The 20,778-nt window shown below is 48.4% G+C and carries 16 protein-coding genes; 12 read left to right on the forward strand and 4 right to left on the reverse strand.

All coding sequences use genetic code 11. From position 1 onward, the window contains the following. Positions 1-123 precede the first annotated feature (123 nt). The 4 genes from cysK to pdxT all read left to right on the forward strand — a co-directional run bounded on the left by cysK (position 124) and on the right by pdxT (position 3,780). Positions 124-1,071, forward strand: coding sequence for a cysteine synthase A (gene cysK / locus L6475_RS01685; protein ID WP_237821892.1), 948 nt, complete (start codon positions 124-126; stop codon positions 1,069-1,071). Between the two features lie 222 nt (positions 1,072-1,293). Next, the gene (locus L6475_RS01690) at positions 1,294-2,187 is read left to right on the forward strand and encodes a bifunctional hydroxymethylpyrimidine kinase/phosphomethylpyrimidine kinase (protein WP_237821894.1); all 894 of its coding nucleotides are present in this window, start codon (positions 1,294-1,296) and stop codon (positions 2,185-2,187) included. Next, a complete protein-coding gene (gene pdxS / locus L6475_RS01695; RefSeq protein ID WP_237821896.1) occupies positions 2,184-3,089 on the forward strand; it encodes a pyridoxal 5'-phosphate synthase lyase subunit PdxS in 906 nt (301 codons plus the stop codon). Before L6475_RS01690 ends, pdxS begins: the two co-directional genes overlap by 4 nt. Before the next feature lie 94 nt (positions 3,090-3,183). Then, positions 3,184-3,780, forward strand: coding sequence for a pyridoxal 5'-phosphate synthase glutaminase subunit PdxT (pdxT, locus tag L6475_RS01700; RefSeq protein WP_237821898.1), 597 nt, complete (start codon positions 3,184-3,186; stop codon positions 3,778-3,780). Between the two features lie 81 nt (positions 3,781-3,861). Here pdxT and L6475_RS01705 read toward each other — a convergent pair whose 3' ends face one another. The 4 genes from L6475_RS01705 to L6475_RS01720 all read right to left on the reverse strand — a co-directional run bounded on the left by L6475_RS01705 (position 3,862) and on the right by L6475_RS01720 (position 7,781). Continuing rightward, a complete protein-coding gene (locus L6475_RS01705) occupies positions 3,862-5,052 on the reverse strand; it encodes an acetate kinase (protein ID WP_237821900.1) in 1,191 nt (396 codons plus the stop codon). 134 nt (positions 5,053-5,186) lie between these two features. Further along, positions 5,187-6,197 carry a phosphate acetyltransferase gene (gene pta, locus L6475_RS01710; RefSeq protein WP_237821902.1) on the reverse strand — a complete coding sequence of 337 codons (1,011 nt, stop codon included), beginning with the start codon at positions 6,195-6,197 and terminating at the stop codon, positions 5,187-5,189. Between the two features lie 137 nt (positions 6,198-6,334). Further along, complete coding sequence (locus L6475_RS01715; protein ID WP_237821904.1) at positions 6,335-7,216, reverse strand: PAS domain-containing sensor histidine kinase; 882 nt, start codon at positions 7,214-7,216, stop codon at positions 6,335-6,337. Between the two features lie 40 nt (positions 7,217-7,256). Next, positions 7,257-7,781, reverse strand: a complete 525-nt coding sequence (locus L6475_RS01720) for a response regulator (RefSeq protein ID WP_237821906.1) — start codon at positions 7,779-7,781, stop codon at positions 7,257-7,259. Between the two features lie 138 nt (positions 7,782-7,919). Between L6475_RS01720 and L6475_RS01725 the strand changes: the two genes are divergently transcribed. From L6475_RS01725 to L6475_RS01760, 8 genes are all read left to right on the forward strand, one after another. After that, the gene (locus L6475_RS01725; protein ID WP_237821908.1) at positions 7,920-9,173 is read left to right on the forward strand and encodes an efflux RND transporter periplasmic adaptor subunit; all 1,254 of its coding nucleotides are present in this window, start codon (positions 7,920-7,922) and stop codon (positions 9,171-9,173) included. 174 nt (positions 9,174-9,347) lie between these two features. Beyond that, complete coding sequence (locus tag L6475_RS01730) at positions 9,348-11,738, forward strand: FtsX-like permease family protein (protein ID WP_237821910.1); 2,391 nt, start codon at positions 9,348-9,350, stop codon at positions 11,736-11,738. 32 nt (positions 11,739-11,770) lie between these two features. Then, complete coding sequence (locus tag L6475_RS01735; RefSeq protein WP_237821912.1) at positions 11,771-14,173, forward strand: ABC transporter permease; 2,403 nt, start codon at positions 11,771-11,773, stop codon at positions 14,171-14,173. A gap of 146 nt (positions 14,174-14,319) precedes the next feature. Then, complete coding sequence (locus L6475_RS01740; protein WP_237821914.1) at positions 14,320-14,862, forward strand: DUF3836 domain-containing protein; 543 nt, start codon at positions 14,320-14,322, stop codon at positions 14,860-14,862. A 12-nt stretch (positions 14,863-14,874) separates the two neighbouring features. Further along, positions 14,875-17,244: an ABC transporter permease gene (locus L6475_RS01745; protein WP_237821915.1), complete on the forward strand. Its 2,370-nt coding sequence runs from the start codon at positions 14,875-14,877 to the stop codon at positions 17,242-17,244. A 157-nt stretch (positions 17,245-17,401) separates the two neighbouring features. Continuing rightward, a complete protein-coding gene (locus L6475_RS01750) occupies positions 17,402-18,064 on the forward strand; it encodes an ABC transporter ATP-binding protein (RefSeq protein WP_237821917.1) in 663 nt (220 codons plus the stop codon). A 118-nt stretch (positions 18,065-18,182) separates the two neighbouring features. Next, positions 18,183-19,574 (forward strand): DUF3575 domain-containing protein, encoded by a 1,392-nt coding sequence (locus L6475_RS01755; RefSeq protein WP_237821919.1) that lies wholly within the window; start codon positions 18,183-18,185, stop codon positions 19,572-19,574. Continuing rightward, positions 19,571-20,749 carry a hypothetical protein gene (locus L6475_RS01760; RefSeq protein WP_237821921.1) on the forward strand — a complete coding sequence of 393 codons (1,179 nt, stop codon included), beginning with the start codon at positions 19,571-19,573 and terminating at the stop codon, positions 20,747-20,749. The genes L6475_RS01755 and L6475_RS01760 overlap by 4 nt, the downstream gene beginning before the upstream one ends. The last annotated feature ends 29 nt before the right edge of the window (positions 20,750-20,778 follow it).

Here is a 20,778-nt window from a genome sequence, read left to right on the forward strand (position 1 = left end):
TGTGCGATTGTAGTATCACAGGAATATGGTATTTTTCTCAGAAAAAGCCTGTTCCTGTGTTTGCTTTCGAAAAATATATGTAATTTTGCTTCCAGAATAAAACAGTAAAAAACTTTATAGACTATGGCAAAAATTGCAAAACAGCTGACCGAGCTCGTCGGCAACACTCCACTCTTAGAGCTCAACAAGTATTCAAAGGCAAAGGGACTGAACACCCCCGTTATTGCTAAGGTAGAATTCTTCAATCCTGGTGGCAGCGTAAAGGATCGTATAGCACTTGCTATGATTGAGGATGCAGAGAAGAAAGGTATTCTAAAGCCCGGTGCTACCATCATCGAGCCCACCAGCGGAAACACAGGCGTAGGACTGGCATTGGTATCGGCCGTGAAGGGTTATCACCTGATTCTCACCATGCCCGAGACCATGAGTGTTGAGCGTCGCAACTTGGTGAAAGCCTATGGCGCTGAGGTTCGCCTCACTCCTGGAAAAGACGGAATGCCCGGTGCTATCCGTGCTGCAGAGGAATTGCGCGACAGTATCCCCGGTTCTGTAATCCTGCAGCAGTTTGAGAATGGTGCCAACCCCGCCAAGCATTATGCCACAACAGGCCCAGAGATTTGGCGCGACACCGATGGTCAGGTAGATATCTTCATTGGTGGTGTGGGTACTGGCGGAACCATCTCAGGCACAGGTAAGTATTTGAAGGAACAGAATCCTAATGTGAAGATTATCGCTGTAGAGCCGAAGTCAAGCCCCGTGCTGAATGGTGGTCAGAGCGGTCCTCACAAGATTCAGGGTATCGGTGCCGGTTTTGTGCCCAAGACCTACGATGCCAACGTTATCGACGAGGTGTTCGATGTAGAGAACGACGATGCCATCCGTACCGGTCGCGAACTGGCTCAGCAGGAAGGTCTGCTCGTTGGTATCTCAGCAGGTGCTGCCGCTTTTGCTGCTGCCGAGGTGGCCAAGCGTCCGGAGAACAAGGGCAAGAAGATTGTAGTGTTACTGCCCGATACCGGCGAACGCTATCTTTCTACCGTGCTGTATGCATTTGAAGAGTATCCTCTTTAATCCATTTTAGTTTATCATCCATTATAACCGTTTTCAAATTTTGGCCAGAATTCTCGTAATTTTGGCCATTATTTTTTGAATTTTGGCCAAAATTTATTTTAGTATGATGATGATGAGGCCGCAATAGTTGAAAGACGGGTTTGCATAAACTGCACTTTTCTTTATCAATAGAAGAACAAAACTTGGCATTTTGCTCGTTTTTTCTTTCCTTTGCAAAAAATTATGGACATCACAAATACTATACTGACAATTACCGGCTCGGATGGAACGGGTGGATCGGGCATTCAGGCCGATATCCGTTTCATTGTGGAATTAGGTGGAGTGGCGGCTTCAGTCGTCACTTCTATCACGGTTCAGAATACGCTGGGTATTCAGGAGTTCTACGATCTGCCTGCCAGTGTGGTGCGCCAGCAGATAGAGGCCATCGTCAACGACCTGCAGCCAAAAGTGGTGAAGATAGGACTGGTGAGAAGAATCGATGTGGCCCAGGCCATCGTAGATGTGCTGCGCCAGTATCATCCTGAACAGGTGGTCTATGCGCCTGTGCTGCATTCCAGCAAGGGTGACCTGCTGGTGTCGGCAGAGACCTACGAAGCCATTCGCAACCTGTTGATGCCCCTCTGTACCATCGTTCTTGATCCTACCGACCATCAGTGGCACGGTTATGCCAATCAGCTGTCGTCGGCCGTTGCTGTTTTCCTGAGCAGGGGCGACTCCGTCGATGATGCCTTGTTGCATGCCCGGGCCCGTTTGAAGCAGTTGCCCGTTGGCTATGCCGATATGACAGGTCGCAGCAGTGAGCTGTACAATCAGTTTCTTGATGCCGTGGGGCGTTTCTTCCATCGGTATAGTGATGTGGCTTTCTATGCCGAACAGCTCAATGTGAGTCCCCGTTATCTGGGACAGGTAACGCGCAGCATTGGTGGCCGTTCGCCAAAGGCTATTATAGACGAGCGAATCACCACGGAGATAGTGACGCTGCTCACCACCACCGACAAACCGCTGAAGGAAATTGCCCGTTTGTTAGGCTTCTCCTCACAGGCCCATCTGTCCCGTTATTTCAAGAATCAAAAAGGCTTTTCGCCTTCCAACTATAAACTAAAGCATATAGGATGACTAATGTAAAAGAAACTGTTGTCGCTTCTCATGAGAACAGACAACAACTGAATCGCCAGTTGGCTCAGATGCTGAAAGGTGGCGTAATCATGGATGTGACAACTCCCGAACAGGCCCGTATAGCCGAAGAGGCTGGTGCCTGTGCTGTGATGGCATTGGAACGTATTCCTGCTGATATTCGTGCAGCAGGTGGTGTAAGTCGTATGAGCGATCCGAAGATGATTCGCGGTATTCAGGAGGCTGTGACTATTCCCGTGATGGCGAAATGCCGTATCGGTCACATTGCTGAGGCTCAGATTCTGCAGGCTATCGAAATAGACTATATTGACGAGAGTGAGGTACTTTCACCAGCCGACAATATCTATCATATCGACAAAACCAAGTTTGACGTGCCTTTCGTGTGCGGTGCCAAGAACTTGGGTGAGGCTCTGCGCCGTATTGCCGAGGGTGCCACAATGATTCGTACCAAGGGTGAGCCAGGTACTGGCGACGTGGTACAGGCTGTGAGTCACATGCGCATGATGCAGAGCGAGATTCGCCGACTGGTTAGTATGAGCGAGGACGAGCTCTTTGAGGCTGCCAAGCAGTTGCAGGCCCCTTACGAACTGGTGAAATTCGTTCATGAAAACGGTAAACTTCCTGTGGTGAACTTTGCTGCCGGTGGTGTGGCTACGCCTGCCGATGCTGCCCTGATGATGCAACTGGGTGCAGAAGGGGTGTTTGTGGGTAGTGGTATCTTCAAGAGTGGCAATCCCGCCAAGCGTGCCGCTGCTATTGTTCAGGCTGTGACTAACTATAAGGATGCCAAACTCCTGGCTGAACTGTCAGAAGACTTAGGCGAGGCGATGGTAGGAATCAACGAGCATGAGATAGAACTCCTGATGGCCGAACGAGGAAAGTGAGAGGTGAGAACTGAGAGTTGAGAACTGAGAGTTGAGAACTGAGAGTTGAGAGGTGAGAGGTGAGAATTGAGAGGTGAGAATTGAGAGGTGTAAAATGAAAGTTGCTGTATTGGCCCTACAAGGGGCATTTATTGAGCATGAGCAGGCATTGCAGAAACTCGGAGTAGAGACAGTCGAAATCCGTCAGCTAAGTGATTGGCTGTCATACTACTCCCTCCCCTCACAGGGGAGGGCTGGGGAAGGGTCCGTTTCTTTGATTCTCCCTGGCGGTGAGAGTACGGTGCAGATGCGCTTGCTCCGTCAGTTGGGACTTTTGGAACCCATCCGGCAAGCAATTATCGACGGACTGCCTGTCTTCGGTACCTGTGCCGGCATGATTCTGCTGTCAGAGAGTCATCTGGCCACAATGGACATCCGGGTGCGCCGCAATGCCTACGGCCGTCAGTTGGGCAGTTTCCATACAGTAGATAGGGTAGAGGGATTGGGCGATGATATTCCAATGACGTTTATCCGTGCACCCTATATAGAAGAGGTGCTCTCTGCCGATTGTCAGCCTATCGCCACTGTTGATGGACATATCGTAGCCGCCCTACAAGGTAATCAGTTGGCTACGGCTTTCCATCCGGAACTTGATGATGATTTAAGGTTCCATCAAATGTTCTTGGAGAGGGTACTTAAAAAAGGAGTTTAAGAGTCTAGATTACTAGTTTCACTAGTCTTACTAGTTTTCCTAGTTTTCACTAGTTCTTCTAAACTCCTAAACTCCTAAATATTACAGGAGGTTCATTGTATCGGTGGCAATCATCAGCTCTTCGTCGGTGGGTATAACAACAACCTTCACCTTAGAGTCGTCAGCAGAGATGATGGCCTCTTCGCCACGAACATTGTTCTTTGCATCGTCGAACTTCACACCGAGGAACTCCAGACCCTTGCATACCTCTGAGCGCATGCCAATCTGGTTCTCGCCTACACCGGCAGTGAACACAATCACATCGACACCACCCATAGCGGCTGCATAGGCACCGATGTATTTCTTAATGCGATAGAAATACATCTCCTGAGCCAGTACGGCACGAGGCTCGCCGGCCTTGGCTGCATTCTCAACATCGCGCATATCGCTCGAACCGCCAGTGATACCAGCCACACCGCTCTTCTTGTTCAACAGGTTGCTCATACCATCGGCATCCAGACCCAGCTTCTTCTCCAGGAAAGTAACGGCACCACCGTCGATATCGCCAGAGCGAGTACCCATCACAAGGCCCTCCAGTGGAGTAAGACCCATAGAGGTGTCGATGCACTTACCGTCCAGTACAGCAGCTACAGAACCGCCGTTACCAATGTGACAGGTAATCATCTTGGTACCCTCAGCCTTAATGCCGAGGAATTCGCAGGCACGTGCTGAAACATAACGATGACTGGTTCCGTGGAAACCGTAGCGACGAACACCGTACTTCTCGTACAGCTCGTAGGGAATGGCATACATATAAGCCTTGGCAGGCATGGTCTGATGGAAAGCAGTATCGAACACACCTACCTGGGGCAGACCGGGCATCAGTTCCTTCACAGCGTTCACACCCTTCAGGTTAGCGGGGTTGTGCAGTGGAGCCAGGTCAGAGCACTCTTCGAATGCCTTCAGTACCTCGTCGGTCAGCACCACGCTCTTGTTGAACTTCTCGCCGCCATGCACCATGCGGTGACCTACAGCATCAATCTCCTTCAAGTCTTTGATAACGCCAATCTCGGGATCGGTGAGCAGTGAGAAAATGAACTTCACACCCTCGGTATGCTCAGGAATGTCGTGCATAATCTGTTTTTTCTCGCCGTTAGCCAGTTTCACCTTAACGAAAGCATTGTCAAGGCCTACACGTTCAGCACCACCACTGGTCATCACACTCTTGTCGTCCATGTTGTACAGTGCGTACTTGATAGACGAAGAACCGCAATTTAATACTAATATCTTCATAATTATCGACCCCCTCCCAACCTCCCCCTGTATGGGGAGAAGTATTTATCAATAGGAGTTATAGGGGCATTCTTTAAATGATTATTCTAATTGTATCCACTCCCCTCCATACAGGGAGGGGTTGGGGGTGGGTCCTACTTCTTAGCGTCCATTGCCTGACAGGCGGTGATGGCTACGAGGTAGTAGATGTCCTCTACCGAGCAACCGCGGCTCAGGTCGTTTACAGGACGGGCGATACCCTGAAGGATGGGGCCGATAGCAGTAGCACCAGCCAGACGCTGCACCAGCTTATAGGCGATGTTGCCCACTTCCAGACAAGGGAATACCAATACGTTGGCCTTACCGGCGATGTCGCTGCCAGGAGCCTTCTTTGAACCAACAGCAGGAACAAGGGCTGCGTCAGCCTGCAGTTCACCGTCAATCTTCAAGCTGGGATCGAGTTCCTTAGCCAGTTTGGTTGCTTCTACCACCTTGTCAACAACCTCATGAGAAGCAGAACCCTTTGTTGAGAAGCTCAGCATAGCCACGCGGGGATCCTCAAAACCGGCTACGCTCTTGGCGGTCTGGGCTGTGCAAACAGCAATCTGAGACAGCTGGTTGGCATCAGGCATAGGAGTAACGGCCACGTCGCCCACTACCAGTACACCGTTTTCGCCGTACTCGGGTTTGTCGGTAATCATCAGCATAGCACCGCTCACGCAGGTGATGCCAGGAGCACATTTGATAATCTGAAGGGCGGGGCGCAGGGTCTCGCCAGTAGTAGAGAGAGCACCGGAAATCTGACCGTCGGCACCCTCGGTCTTGATAATCATACAACCCAGATAGAGAGGGTCTTTCACCAGTTCGCGAGCTTTCTCGATAGTCATGCCCTTTTTCTCGCGCAGTTTCTGCAACAGCTGAGCCAGTTCCTCACTCTTTTCGTAGTTCAGCGGGTCGATGAGAGTAGCCTTGTCGATGTGGGTGAGTCCCTTCTCTTTGGCAAGTGCATGTACTTTCTCAGGATTGCCGATAAGAATCAGGTCGGCAATGTCGTCGGCCAGTACACGGTCGGCGGCGCAAAGGGTGCGCTCCTCTTCTGCTTCGGGGAGCACGATGCGCTGTTTGTTGCTCTTAGCACGCGCAATAATCTGATCAATTAATCCCATAGTTGCTTTGTGTAATTTATAATGTTAGATGTGTATATTTGCTATTTTGAGGTTGCAAAATTAATAAAAAATACCCGAATAGAATTGAAACTAATGGGAAAATAATGTTATATTGCCACTTTTTCCAGTAAGATTAATCAGATTTTCTGAATGCTCAGTATGAACCCTACAGAGCAGTTTTGGCGTGGTGTTTCGGCAAGTTCGAGCATGCCTCCTTGCTGAATCATCATGCGGCGGCTGAGTGAAAGACCGATGCCGCTTCCGGTACGCTTGGTGGTGAAAAATGGTACGAAAAGGGCTTGTCGATTTTCGGCAGGGATGGGAAGACCGTCGTTGCCGATATAGAGTGAAATGAGCTTGTCGCTGGCCGAAGATTCTTTATTGTCAATCATCTCAATCGTGATGGCTTTGGCATTCGCTTCCATGGCATTCTTTGTCAGATTGATCAGCACCTGTCGAAGCATGCCTTTGTCGGCAGATACGTTGGGGATGTCTGAAATATCAATACTCCAAGATAGTTCAGGATAGGTGTGGCTCACATTGTCGAGCAAATCACGAAGGTCAACGGTTGTCAGTTTGGGCTTTTCCAGTTCCGACATTTTCCGGTAGTTGGAAATGAATTCGCTTAAATGTTTTGAGGTGTCGTTGATGGCCTTGATACCCTCTTCAAGGGCAGTGCCTTTCACATCGTTGCGACCGAGCAGCGACTGACTGATACTGGTAATGGGAGCAGTAGCGTTCATGATTTCGTGGGTGAGCACACGGGTGAGCCGTTCCCATGATTCCACCTCGTTCTGGTTCACTTGCTGACGTATGATATTGCCCAGTTGGTTCAGTGTCTGTTGCATGGCCCTTTCACCGGGAAGGAGATTGTTGGTGGGCAGTCGGAACGTAAAGTCCCGGTTGCGTATGGCTTCCTGCATCAGATGGGCGCGCAACTTGAGCTTGCGTTGATGACGCACAATGGCTCCCACCAACACAACAATCACTACCCCAACTATAATATACAGACTAATCATACCTCTCACCTCTCAGTTCTCAGTTCTCACCTCTCAATTCCTACAGCCGCTTCATCTTGTTGTACAGCGTCTGTCGTGTGATGCCCAGTAGCTCGGCTGCTTGAGTAAGATTGCCGTGACAATGGTCGATGGTGCGACGGATATGCTCTTTCTCCACCTCGTCAAGACTCACAATGTCCTGCTGTTTGTCGAGCACATCCTTCAGTTTGCGCACCAGTTCGTCGTTGTCCCACGGTTTGGTGATGAAATCGGCAGCGCCGTTTTTCAGTCCTTTCACGGCCAATGAAACATCGGCATAGGCTGTGAGCAATACTACGGGCGTTTGCGGATGCTGTTTCTGGATGGTTCGCAGCCAGAGCAAACCGTCCTGTCCGCTGTTCACGCCAAGGGTAAAGTTCATGTCGAGTAATACGATGTCAATCTGTTCCTGCGCCATTGTTTTCAGAATGTCGTCAGGTTTGTCGAGGGTCAGCACACGCTCGAAAGTGTCAGACAAAAGATAACGCATTGCTGTCAGAATAGAGGCGTTATCATCGACAATAAGAATGGTTCCATATCGGTTCATGCGGCAAAATTACAAAAAAGCGTCAAAATATCATACAACGGGGTGTCTAAAAATTAGACAATCTGCCTCTCATGAGTGTTGAAAGCTTGTGTTGAACGAAAGAAAGCCCTACTTTTGCAGTACAAAACTTGAATCATTATGGACAGAATCATAGAAAAGAAACATGGCTTCCAACTGAAAAAGCATGGCCCCTATGTGGGTGCCGGCTTCTTCGTATTGCTCTTGGCGTGGTGGATGCTCTTTGCCGACCATTCCTCTACCTTGAAGGTGAACCGCGATGAACTGACCGTCAGCAAAGTGAGTCATGCAGAGTTCAAGGACTATGTGCGCACCAACGGTCAGGTGATACCTATCCAGGTGGTTCAGGTGTCGCCCGAGGAAGGTGGTATTGTGGTAGAAAAAGTTGTTGAAGAGGGCGCAACGGTGAAAAAGGGCGATGTCATTATCCGTTTGAAGAATGCCAGCCTCGACCTCCAGATATTGAATGCTGAAGCCGAACTGGCCGAGAAGCAGAACCTGTTGCGCAACACTCAGGTAGCCATGCAGCAGGACCGTTTGAACAACCAGACCGAACAGGCCAATCTGGATATGGACACGCAGCGCAAGAAGCGCCTGTTCGAGCAGGATCAGGCACTCTACAATCAGGGGCTTATCAGTCGAGAAATCTATCTGCAGTCGCAGGAGGACTATCAGCTTTCGGCCAAGAAACGCTCACTGGTGAGCAAACGCCTGCAGCAGGACTCTATCTACCGATCGGTGCAGATGGATCAGATGGAGGACAACCTTGACAATATGCGCAAGAACGTGGTACTCGTTCGCCAGCGTAAGGAGAAACTGGAGGTGCGTTCGGCCATCGACGGCGAACTGGGACTGCTCAATGTAGAGCTGGGACAGAGTATCACGCCCGGGCAGATGATAGGACAGCTGAACGACCTGTCAGACTATAAAGTAGAGGCACAGATCGACGAGCATTATATTGACCGCGTAAAACCAGGACTGACGGCCACCTTCCAACGAGGCGACAAGAAATATCAGTTAAGAGTGAGAAAGGTTTATCCCGAAGTGCGTCAGGGACGTTTCCGTTGCGATTTCGTGTTCAAGGAAGAACGTCCTCAGCAGATACGCAGCGGCCAGACCTACTATATCGACCTTGAACTGGGCCAGTCCGAACAGGCAATACTCGTTCCTCGTGGCACCTTCTTCCAGACCACCGGCGGACAATGGATTTTTGTGCTCGACAAGAACGGTAAGAAAGCCTATCGACGCAGTATCCGCATAGGACGCCAGAACCCACAGTACTATGAGGTGCTGGAAGGACTGGAGCCCGGTGAAAGCGTTATCACCAGCGGATATGAGGCTTTTAAAGATAATGAAGTATTATTATTAAATTAGGGCGATAAACAATGCAAATTAGAAGACAATAGAATAACTGCTATTTTAAATTATAGCTATAATTTCCAAAATTTTAGCTATAATTCCGATAATTATAGCTATAATTCTAATCAGCATGAAAAGAATAAGTTTGCAATAAATAGAGTATTACGAATCAATAGAATAAGAATAAAAATGGAGATGAAGACATTCTGGTACATGGCGCGACGCTTTAAGGCAGCCACAGCATTGAACATTTTCGGACTGACCATAGCCTTTACTGTGTTCTACCTGTTGATGACACAGATAGATTACAGCCGTTCCTATAATTCTACCATTCCCGATGCCGAACGTGTGTTCCGCGTAGAAACAAAAATGGGGGTTGATTATCCTTGGGGCGATAACTGCTGCCGTCCTTTCTATACCTCGGTGGCCAGTCTGCCGCAGGTAGAGAGTATCTCGGAACTGTTCGGTTGGGATCAGGAACTGGAGTTTATTGTAGGCGAAGATGCGGTAAAGCATTCTTGTAAACCTGTCAATCTTACGCCCTTTGGTGCTATTGGTGCCCATTGTCTGGATGGAAAACTCAGTTGGGATTCCTATGATGATCATAGCGCTATTATTCCAGCCTCGCTGGCCATGAAACTCTTCGGGCGCGTAGATGTGGCCGGTGAATCGCTGTTCATGAAAACCGACTCGACAACCATCCGTGGTGTCTATGCCGATTTTCCCGTCAACTGCTCCATGAAGAACTTTGTGTATTTCTGCAGTTCAGAAAGTCTGGAAGAATTTAGCGAGTGGAGCTATATTGCCTTTGTAAAATTATCCCCAGGTATAGATGCTGATACTTTTATGAAGGATTTTCCCCAACTGATAAAAGAAATGTTGTGGAAACAGCAATGGGGTGGAATTCTCGCTGCTGGTGAAGCGAGTGCCGATCAGGAAACAGAAATGCGCAAGCAGTTCGACAGTCAGTTTGAAAGATACAGCTTCCGATTGAATCCCATACGTGAAGTCTATTTCTCAGGCGTTGCGAGCGACGATAAAGGCAATCCTTCCATGCTTCTCATTTTGGAACTGAGTTGTGTGCTGGTGCTAATCATTGCCATTGTGAACTTCCTGAACTTTACACTGGCCGAGAGTCCGATGCGCATTAAGAGCATCAATACGCGCCGTGTGCTAGGTGAGAGTATTGCTATTCTGCGTCTGAAGATTATTGCCGAGAGTGTGGTGACGTCACTCCTGGCGTGTGTATTTGCATTTATCATTTGTTGTGCCATAAAAACACAGGCGGCTGAATTGCTGTTGGGCTCGCTGGCCCTAAGCGATCATCCGTACATTATTATCTCTCTCTTGTTGTTGGCCGTACTGGTGGGTGTGGCGGCAGGAGCCTATCCGGCTTTCTTCGCCACATCCTTCCAGCCGGCATTAGCCCTCAAAGCCTCGTTCGGACTGACGCCCAAAGGAAAGAAGTTGCGTTCGGCCCTTGTAACCCTTCAGTTGGGCATTGCACTGCTGATGGTGACCTATATCTGTATTCTGCTGATGCAAAGCCGTTATATCTACAATAGCGACTATGGATTCGATAAAGACGAGGTGCTCTATGCTGGGCTTACCCAAGAACTGTGGAACAAGAAAACATCCATCCGTTCAGAGTTGCTGCAGTTGGGCGGTGTGGTCGATGTGAGCTATTCACGTTTTGTGCTGGGTGCACAGGATAAATATATGGGATGGGGACGTGGTGACAACGACCATCACATCACTTTCACCTGTATGCCAGTAGATTACCACTATTTGCGCACTATGGGCATCAAAGTGGTAGAAGGCCGCGACTTCAACGAACATGACGGCGACTGCTACATCATCAACGAAGCAGCACGCCGCCAGTGGCCTTGGGTGGAAATCAACAAGAATCTGTTGGCAGATGATTTTCCGGTAATTGGCGTGTGTGAGGATATCCGTTTCTTCTCCACGCGTAAGGATCGTGCCCAGGAACCGCTTGCCTTTATCATTTTCGGCGAACAGTTTAAAAACTGGGGCGATCAGTTGGGTATTGTCAATATTCGTGTAGCAGCAGGAGTAGATAAGGTGTCTATGCGCAAGCAAATCATTAAACTGCTGACACAAATGGGAGATGGAAAGCAAGTCGAGGCAAAATTCCTTGACCAGCAACTCGAACAACTGTATCAGGAAGAGTTCCGTTTCATTAGTCAGGTGGAGTGGTTCGCATTTATCTGTCTTGTCATCACCCTGATAGGCGTGTTCTGTCTTACGATGTTTGAAACAGAGTATCGTCGCAAGGAAATCGGTATTCGCAAGGTGATGGGGGCATCAACACAAGAGATTATCCGGATGTTCTGCATCCATTATGCCCGACTTCTGCTCATCGGTTTTGTTGTTGCAGCCCCTCTGGCCTGGTATCTCGGAAATGAGTGGTTAAAGAATTTTGCTGAGCGTACCCCTGTCTATTGGTGGCTCTTCCCCATTGTATTGCTCATGATAGGGCTGATCATCATGACTACCGTCATCATCCAGAGCTGGCGCACAGCTTCGGAGAATCCCGTTAACAGCATTAAAACTGAATAACCTTTTTGCAGAAAAGCTAAAGCGAATACCTTATGAAAAGCTATTTCCGATTTCTGTCGCGCAACAAACTCTACACATTAATCAATGTGGTAGGGCTTGTAGTGTCGCTGATGTTTGTCATCCTGTTGGGCGATTACACCTGGCGCCAGTATAGTATTGACTCGTGGCATGAGAATGCTGACCGTATCTACATCACGGGCAGTGAAGAAGATTTCTTTATGTGGCCGCAGGCAGCAGAGGAAATGAAGGCGATGTGTCCTGAAGTGGAACAGACGTGCTGCGTGATGAGTCAGCAGGGATGTATTAAATATGGTGAGCGCGAAACGAAAGGCAAGGAGGGTGACAACGGCATTATCATGCTGGCTGATTCGACATTCTTCCAGTTCTTCAGTTTTCCATTGGTGCAGGGCGACCCTCAGACCGTGCTCGATGCACCCGAAAAGTGTGTGATTACCGAGCGACTGGCCCGTGAGTTGTTTGGCGATAAGAACCCCATCGGTGAACAACTGCAGATTGTGGGCGAACGCCATGTACGCATGAACAACGAGGATCCTTACGACTCGACGCTGGTCTATACCGTCAGCGGTATTGCCCGCGACTTTGACCACACGGTGTTCCCCAACGAGACACAACTCATTGCCAGTATGAAGCGTTTCGGAGCGGTGATGGGTTATACGCTCACCAACGATGCCTTTGCCTATGGGCCTACTGGCGCCTGTAAGGCTTTCCTGATGCTGCACCCCGGCACATCACTTGACAGTAAGATAGAAACGATAGAAAAATACCTGACGGACAACTATATGCTGTGGAGTCGCATGGGTGAGCATCGATTTGCAGTGACACCCCTCACCGACATCATGTTTGCACCGCAGAACAACGGTTGGGGTATGCAAAAAGGCGACAAGACAAGGCTTCGTATTCTGCTGGCTGCCGTGCTGGCTATCCTGTTCTTTGCTATCAGCAATTATGTCAGCCTGACTGTTGCCAATACAGGCTTCCGTGCCAAGGAAATGGCTACGCGGCGACTTTTCGGTAGCAGTCAGATGGAGATTTCGCTGAAACTCGTCGTGGAGTCAACACTCATGGTGTTAGTCTGTTTCGCCATCGGATTGTGTCTGGCCATCTGCTTTCAGCCTGATGCTGCCGAACTGTTCAGGGGAAAGATAGATATTGTGAATGATATTCGCTGGAGCACCATCTGCGTCAGTCTTGGCTTTATCCTGTTGGTGGGTATTATCTCGGGCATCATGCCTTCGTTGCAGATAGCCCGTTTCCAACCCATCGACATCGTAAAAGGTAACTTTCGCTATCATTCCAAGATGGTGTTCAGCCGACTGTTTATCATTGTGCAAAATGTGGTGACCATGTCGATGCTCACCTCGGCCCTTGTCATCTGGCTACAGTTGCACCACCTTATCAATGCGCCATTAGGGTTCAATGCAGAGAATCTTTACTATGTCAATGCGCCAGAGGGAAAGAGCCAGACGGTGAGAAACCAGTTGGAGAAAATGCCGTTTGTTGAGGCTATTGGCGAGTATAGCGGCACTACTTTCTCCACCTACAGTAGCAGTATGCGCACCATTAATAATAGTGAAAAGATGGTTTCCCTCTATCTGACCGATATGGACTCGACGGCGCTCAAACTCTATGGTCTGGAAATACTCAAAGACAATGGTCTGACAAATGATGGCTATTATCTGAATGAAGAGGCTATGCGCTGTTTTGAATTTGATGATGACAAGCGTGAGATGATTTGGGGCAAGGGAGAGACAAAACCCATCAACGGCATTATCAAAGACTTTCACCATATCAATGTGTTGGAACCTTATAAACCTTTTGCTATCCGAATACAGGAGCATATAGAACGGTGCAACTTCCTCGTCAAGACCCGATCGACCTCTGGTCGCTTGCAAGGCATAAATGGTGACAAGCATGCTCTGACAGCCTTCAGACAGATGCTGAAAGAAATGAATGTACCTGAGGAAGAATTGCAATGGTATGTCTCTTGTATCGAAGATAATATTGCCGAGACTTTCGAAGATCAGCAGAACACGCTGAAGATTGTCTCGCTCTTCACCGTTATAGCCATCATTATTTCTGTGTTGGGGTATATCGGCATGTCGCTCTTCTTTATCCGTCAGCGACAGAAGGAGATAGCCATCCGTAAGGTGATGGGCTCTACCTCGCGCGAGGTGCTGTTGCTGATGCTGCGCACGTTCTCAATACCTCTACTTATATCGTTTGTCATCGCTGTGCCCATCTCGTGGTACATCATGCGCGACTGGCTCTCGAACTTCAGTTATCGCATCGCGCTCAGTCCCTGGATCTTCGCTGTAGCTGGGTTTATCTGCTTCATCATTTCCATGCTCACCGTCATCATCCAGAGCTGGCGCGCTGCTTCTGAGAATCCGATAAATAGTTTAAAGACTGAATGACAAATGATGAAGTGTAAATAAATCATACGCAAAACTGTATAATATTTAGACATACCGCCTTAGGGAGGTGCAAAAAGCTTGGAGACACATCAGTAAAAGAGTAAATTTGCATTGTCAAAACAATAATTCTTTAAAATTGTTCGATTATGAAAAAGGTATTTATTTCAATTCTGATGTGTGTAGCCGCCATGAGCGTAAAGGCACAAGTTCTCACCTCTGAAACAGTGAACAACGTTTATGAGGATGTTACTAATAAGACTGATGGCGATTTTGCCTACAATGCAGAATGGGCAGGAAAGGAAATCACCACCATGTATATCTACAAAAAGAATAATAGAAAGGGCAATATGACACTGACACCGCATGCCAAATATGAGTATAGCTATACTGCCGACGGCATCATGAGCAGTAAGGTTATCTATCGCTGGATAGAGGGACAGAACAAATGGATCTGCACCGCTCGCTATGACTATCAGCTGGATAATGGCACTTACAGCACAGAATACAGTCGGTACAACCATGCCAACAATTGTTTTGACCAGCCAGTGGACAAGATGATATACACACTGATGTCAGACGATAGCGTCAACTATGTGAGTCACTATCATCGCAACCAGCCTATGGCACGCTTCGAACTGGTCAGTGAGACAATTGTAACAGACATGCCCATGCTGTTTGTTGTGAAATAGACCAAATTAATCATGATGAATATTACTAAGACATTAAACAACCGTGGCCAGCACAACTGGATCAAGATTCTTTGTCTGGCTGTTGGTCTGGCCACGGGTATTGTATTAATAGGCAAGGCTGGTTTCGAACAGTCGTGGGATAGCTTCTTCCCATCGAGCGACCGCATCTTTATCGTTTACGAAGACGTGATTCGCGATGGCGAATACCAGCATTACTCACAGACACCAGGTGCTGTGGCACCAGCCTTTAAACGCTATTGCCCGCAGGTGGAGGCGGCCACACGCTATACGTCTTTCGCCTGGGATATGCCCATCGTGACAGACGATGATAAGCGTGTGCGTACTAACTTCTTCCTCGTGGATAGCTGCTTCTTCGATGTGTTTCCTTTCCGTGTGCTGGCAGGCAATGCCAGGATAATACTCAGCAAGGAGAATAGCTGCATGATTCCCTTCTCACTGGCAGAAAAACTGGCAGGTAGCACCAATCCCCTCGAAATAGTGGGCAAACAAGTGTTCTATAATAAACGTGGCGGTTTGGCATTTACTGTTGGAGGGGTGTATGAGGATATTCCTTTAAACTCCCGTTTACATGGCATACAGGTGATGGTGTCTATGCCTACCATTACTCAGATAACATGGGACGGACGTGAGAACTGGTTGGGCAACGACCGCTATTTCGGGTACGTACGCTTGGCTGAAGATATTACTCCTGACGACCTGAAACCTCAGATAGAGAAGATGAAAAAGGAAAACCTGCCTCAGGAAGAGCTGAAGAAGGCTGGCGTAGATATTGGTTTCTCTGTTGGTCCTTTGAGCGAGCATCATACGAATGATGATGCCACTCGCCGCATGACGTGGATTCTCTCTATTCTGGCAGCTGTGCTTATAGGCTGTGCTGTGATGAACTACCTGCTGTTGGTGATTGGCGGTGTAAGCCGCCGGGCTCGCGAGATGGCTGTGCATAAGTGCTATGGTGCTGAGGACCGCCATATCTATCTGAAGGTGATTGCTGAAAGTCTTGGTCATCTGTTGCTGGCGCTGGCATTTGCTGTTTTGCTGCTGGTGGCGTTTAAAGACACCATCGAAGAGTTGGTTGGTGCTCCACTCCTGGTATTATTACAGCTGGATAACAATGTGCTCATGATTTCGTTCACTTGCCTGATGGTGCTGGTAGTTACAGGGTTGGTACCTGGTTGGATCTACACCCATATCCCTGTGACGGCTGCCTTCAAGAACTACAGCCACACGCATCGCTTGTGGAAACTCTTGCTGCTGGGCTTGCAGTTCGCATCGGCCACCTTCCTCATCGTACTTCTGATGGTGGTAGGCCGACAGTATAAACTGATGGTGAACGATAATCCTGGCTATGATTATACCAATTTAGGAATGGTCGATATAGACGGTGTTTCGAAAGAGCAGCGCCAGCTGGCTTATGATGAGTTGAGCAAGCTGTCGTCGGTGGAAAGTATCACGATGTCGTATGTTAATCTGACCCAATATCAGAGTGGTGACAATATTTACCTGCCAGGTGACGACCGTGAGTATATGAATATCTCTGATTGGTACTATGTGGGTGATCACTTCTTCGATGTGATGCGCATTCCAGTCATTGCTGGTCGCACCTTTACAGAGCAAACCGACACGCTGCGCGAGGTGATGGTGAGTCGAAAGTTCGAAGAGAAGATGAAGCAATTGGCAGGCTGGGATCAGGCCGTCGGCAAGCAGATTATCTGCACCTCGTTCGATGGTCCTCACACCATTGTGGGTGTGTTTGAGAATGTTCGTGTGGGTAGCATTTCTGATCAAGACACGCGCCCTAGTGTGTGCTTCTATAGTCGTCATCCTAATCAGATGCACCATTTCACTATACGTTTCCGCTCGATGAACGGACTTGAGGCTGCTAATAAGAAACTCAGGGAGATTGTGACTGATAATCCCGACATAGAAATCGTGCCTTATAACCAGATGATTACCTCCCTTTATACCGATGCCCATCGTTTCCGTAGTACTGTGATGATTGGCGGCTTTGTGGCACTGGTCATTGCGCTGATCGGACTGATTGGCTACTTGACAGGTGAGATGGTCCGCAGACAGAAAGAGATCGCTATCCGAAAAGTGAACGGCGCCACTATCATTGATGTGCTGCAGCTGTTTATCCGCGATGTACTGCGCCTTGCACTGCCTGCAGTGGTTGTCGGTGTTGTCGGAGGCTGGCATGTATCGCGCCTGTGGCTGGAGCAGTTCAGTGAGAAGACTGAGCTGTCGCCGGTACTCTTTAGCCTCTGTGCCTTGGCAGTAGTGGTGGTTATCCTCTCGGTGGTTAGCCTGGGCTGCTATCGCGTGGCCAGCAGCAATCCTGTTGATTATCTAAAGAATGAATAAAAGACCCTCCCCTTGCCCCTCCCTAGAGGGCGGGGGAATGGTCAGCTTGCTAAACAGAACAATAATATAAACAATAAAAGAATGACCCTATAAGCCTACCAGCATAACTATTCACTCCCCTCCATTCAGGGAGGGGCTGGGGGTGGGTCCCTTGCTTATGATTAAACTTGAAAACATTCAGAAGGTGTTCCGTACTGAAGAGGTGGAGACCGTTGCATTGGGCGGTGTATCGCTCGAAGTGAAGAAAGGTGAGTTCGTGGCCATCATGGGTCCCTCGGGCTGTGGTAAGTCAACGCTGCTCAATATCTTAGGATTGCTCGACAATCCTACCAGTGGCACCTACCAGTTGGATGGTCAGGAAGTGGGACAACTGAAGGAAAGCCAGCGCACCAAAGTGCGTAAGGGGCAGATAGGCTTTGTGTTCCAGAGTTTCAACCTGATTGATGAATTGAATGTGGAGGAGAATGTGGAGTTGCCTTTGACCTATCTGGGCGTGCCCAAGAAAGAGCGTAAGGCGAGGGTAGAGGAGGTGCTGCGCCGCATGGCGATTTCGCATCGTGCCCACCACTTCCCCCAGCAGCTTTCGGGAGGTCAGCAGCAGCGTGTGGCCATTGCCCGTGCGGTGGTGATGAACCCCAAGCTGATTCTAGCCGACGAGCCCACTGGAAACCTTGACTCTAAGAACGGACTGGAGGTGATGCAGCTGCTTACCCAACTGAACCAGGAAGGGACAACCATTGTGATGGTAACCCACTCGGAACGCGATGCCGGATATGCACAAAGAATCGTTAATTTGTTTGACGGACAAGTGGTTGTGTAGAAAAAAATAGTTGAATTTCGTTTAACAAATACTAAATGGCTGAACTTCGGTTTGGCCATTTAGTGTAAAAAATATACCTTTGTACCCACTAAACTTAATCAACAGACTTACGGGTACAATGATCTTAACCAGACGTGCAATCCTTTTTTTCTTGCTGATGATGGTGTTTGTGCAGTTAAATGCTCAGATGCCTGATGGAAAATATTATCATCAGTTAGAAGAGTTCCCGTTTGTTTTTGTTACTGAAGATTCTATCTCATCTTTTGAAATTTCCGATTCTCTTTTTGATGCTTCGGCAAAAGGAATACGCTTTAAAGTGAACCGTACGGAGTTACTGTCTGACGATCCTTTCATTCCTTTGTATAAAGAAAAATTCGTTCCTTGGCTGAAAAATCAGAATCTGAAACTCCGCCAGGTGTATGTGAAAGGTGCTGCTTCGCCAGAAGGCCCGTACGACAATAACGTTCGATTGAGTCGTGAACGAACAAAGCGGCTGATTGATTTCCTGATTACTGAATCAGGGCAGACAATGGATAGTCAACAGCCTGTTGAAGCCAAGAGTATCACTGAGGACTACGGTCTGTTGGTGAAGAGAATGAAAGAGGCTAATGATCCTGACTATGACAGAGTGAACGAGGTTTGGCTGTCGTGCAATGGTGATGAGGCCTGTTGCAAGAAAAGGTTGATGGCGTTGGATCAGGGACGGTTGTGGCAGCGACTCCTGCAGGAGTATTACCCGGCACTCCGTCAGGCAAGGGTGGTCCTATGGTACACATTCTCTGTTCCACAGGCAGTTACTCCAGAGCCTGTTGACTCAGTCGTAATTGTAGGGGTTCCCGACTCTGTGTCTGTTACACCAGTAGTTACACAATATGAACGCCGGCATCTGATTGCCGCACGAACAAATCTTGTTCACGACCTGCTTTATGTACCGCAGTTTGGTTTTGCTTATGGCGGAAATATTCAATTGGAGTATTATCCGTTGCGAGGCCATTACACCTTGAATGCAGGCTTTACCTTTACCAACCATCGTCATTGGAGCGATAATAAGTTCTTCCAGTTGCGTGATGCGCAATTGGAAGTTCGTCGTTATTTCAAGGGTGGCGGTTCGTTCATCGGACCATATCTGGGTCTGTATGCCGAAGGAACCAAATACGGTATCGGTTTCAGTAAGTCGAAGGGCTGGGAAGGCGAAGGCGGTGGAGGTGGCCTCAGTGTAGGATATACCTGTGCACTGAATAGTAAGGGTAGCCTTCGATTGGAGTTAAGTGCCAGTCTGGGCTTGTTCTACACCCGTTACGATCCTTATGTGTATGGTAATCCGCTTTCAGGGTCGGAAGACGGTCTTTACTATTATGATTATTACGGTAATACTAGTGATTTCAAGGAACGTAATCACCAGTTTACATGGCTTGGCCCTACCAATGCAGGTATTCATATCACCTACGATATCGTTTACAGAAAGAAAAAGCCTGTGAATGCTCAGCAGCAGAAAGGAGGTGAGCGATGAATCGTTTACACCATATTATATATATAGTCATCGTGGCCTGTCTTTCTATTCAGATGGAGTCGTGCATAGAACCTCCCTTGCATCTGGCCGGTCAGGAAATGGAAATTGAGATTCCTGCCGTTGAGACAGAACTGAGTGTGGTATGGGATGTTACCGCTGACTGGGCTACCGACTGGTATTATGGTTGGGACGAGAAAGACGACTCTATTTGGGGACGTATTGGCTACAGTCATCCGCGCAGTTATCAGGTAAGAAGATACTATACCGGTGATGATCCTTCGGCACCTCACACCATGGTAGATGCTTTCTCTATCCGCAGCACCAGTTTCCGCCGTTTCTTCTCCTTCGGTTACTATGATATTCAGATTTGGAGTGATGTAGATTCAAAGGACGGTACTCAGGTGCTGGTAATCAATGAGAAACTGGACTCAGTGACCGCAACTACAACAGGAACACGTGGCATGTCGCGTTCGGTAAGCCGACTCGTAGGTTCGAAGGAAACAGAAGATACTACCTCAATTATCGGTCTTAGAAACCAGCCGGAGATTTTCTACGCCGCTTATCCGGAGGATATTTATATCTCGCATGATTTGAGCGATTATCAGTACGACCCTGTGGAGCACCTTTATATCAAAAAGATAGAAACCGAGTTGCGCCCATTGGTGTATATCTATCTGGTACAGATTGTGTTGCTCAACAATGACGGCCGTATTAAGGGTATCAACGGAAATGCCGCCATATCAGCCATGGCCAGTGGAACGAACGTGAATACCGGACATACCAATAATCAGCCCACAGTGATTTATTTCAACACCCGACTGAAACGTGATATGGTGGCAAAAGGAATGCCCTGTGATATTATTGGTGGAAAACTAACCACTTTCGGTCTCTGCGATATGGAGGCATACACACGTCAGGGTAGTATCTATCAGGGATCACGATCAGCACTGCACAATTATCTGTTCTTCGACCTCATATTCAGTAATGATGGGGTGAAGACCTACTCTATAGACGTTACCGACCAGTGTCAGCGACAGGCTCACGGAGGTGTACTCACAGTTTTTTTGGACTGTTCGCAGCTGGAGCCGCCATCGGATTCCGAAAACGGGACAGGCAGTTTGTTTGTGCCTACTGTTGAAGACTACGAGGACGTGTTCTGGGATATAGAACTATAGTCGCGGAAAGGAGACCATAACCCAATAAG

The sequence above is a fragment of the Prevotella sp. E9-3 genome (assembly GCF_022024015.1).
GTDB lineage: Bacteria > Bacteroidota > Bacteroidia > Bacteroidales > Bacteroidaceae > Prevotella.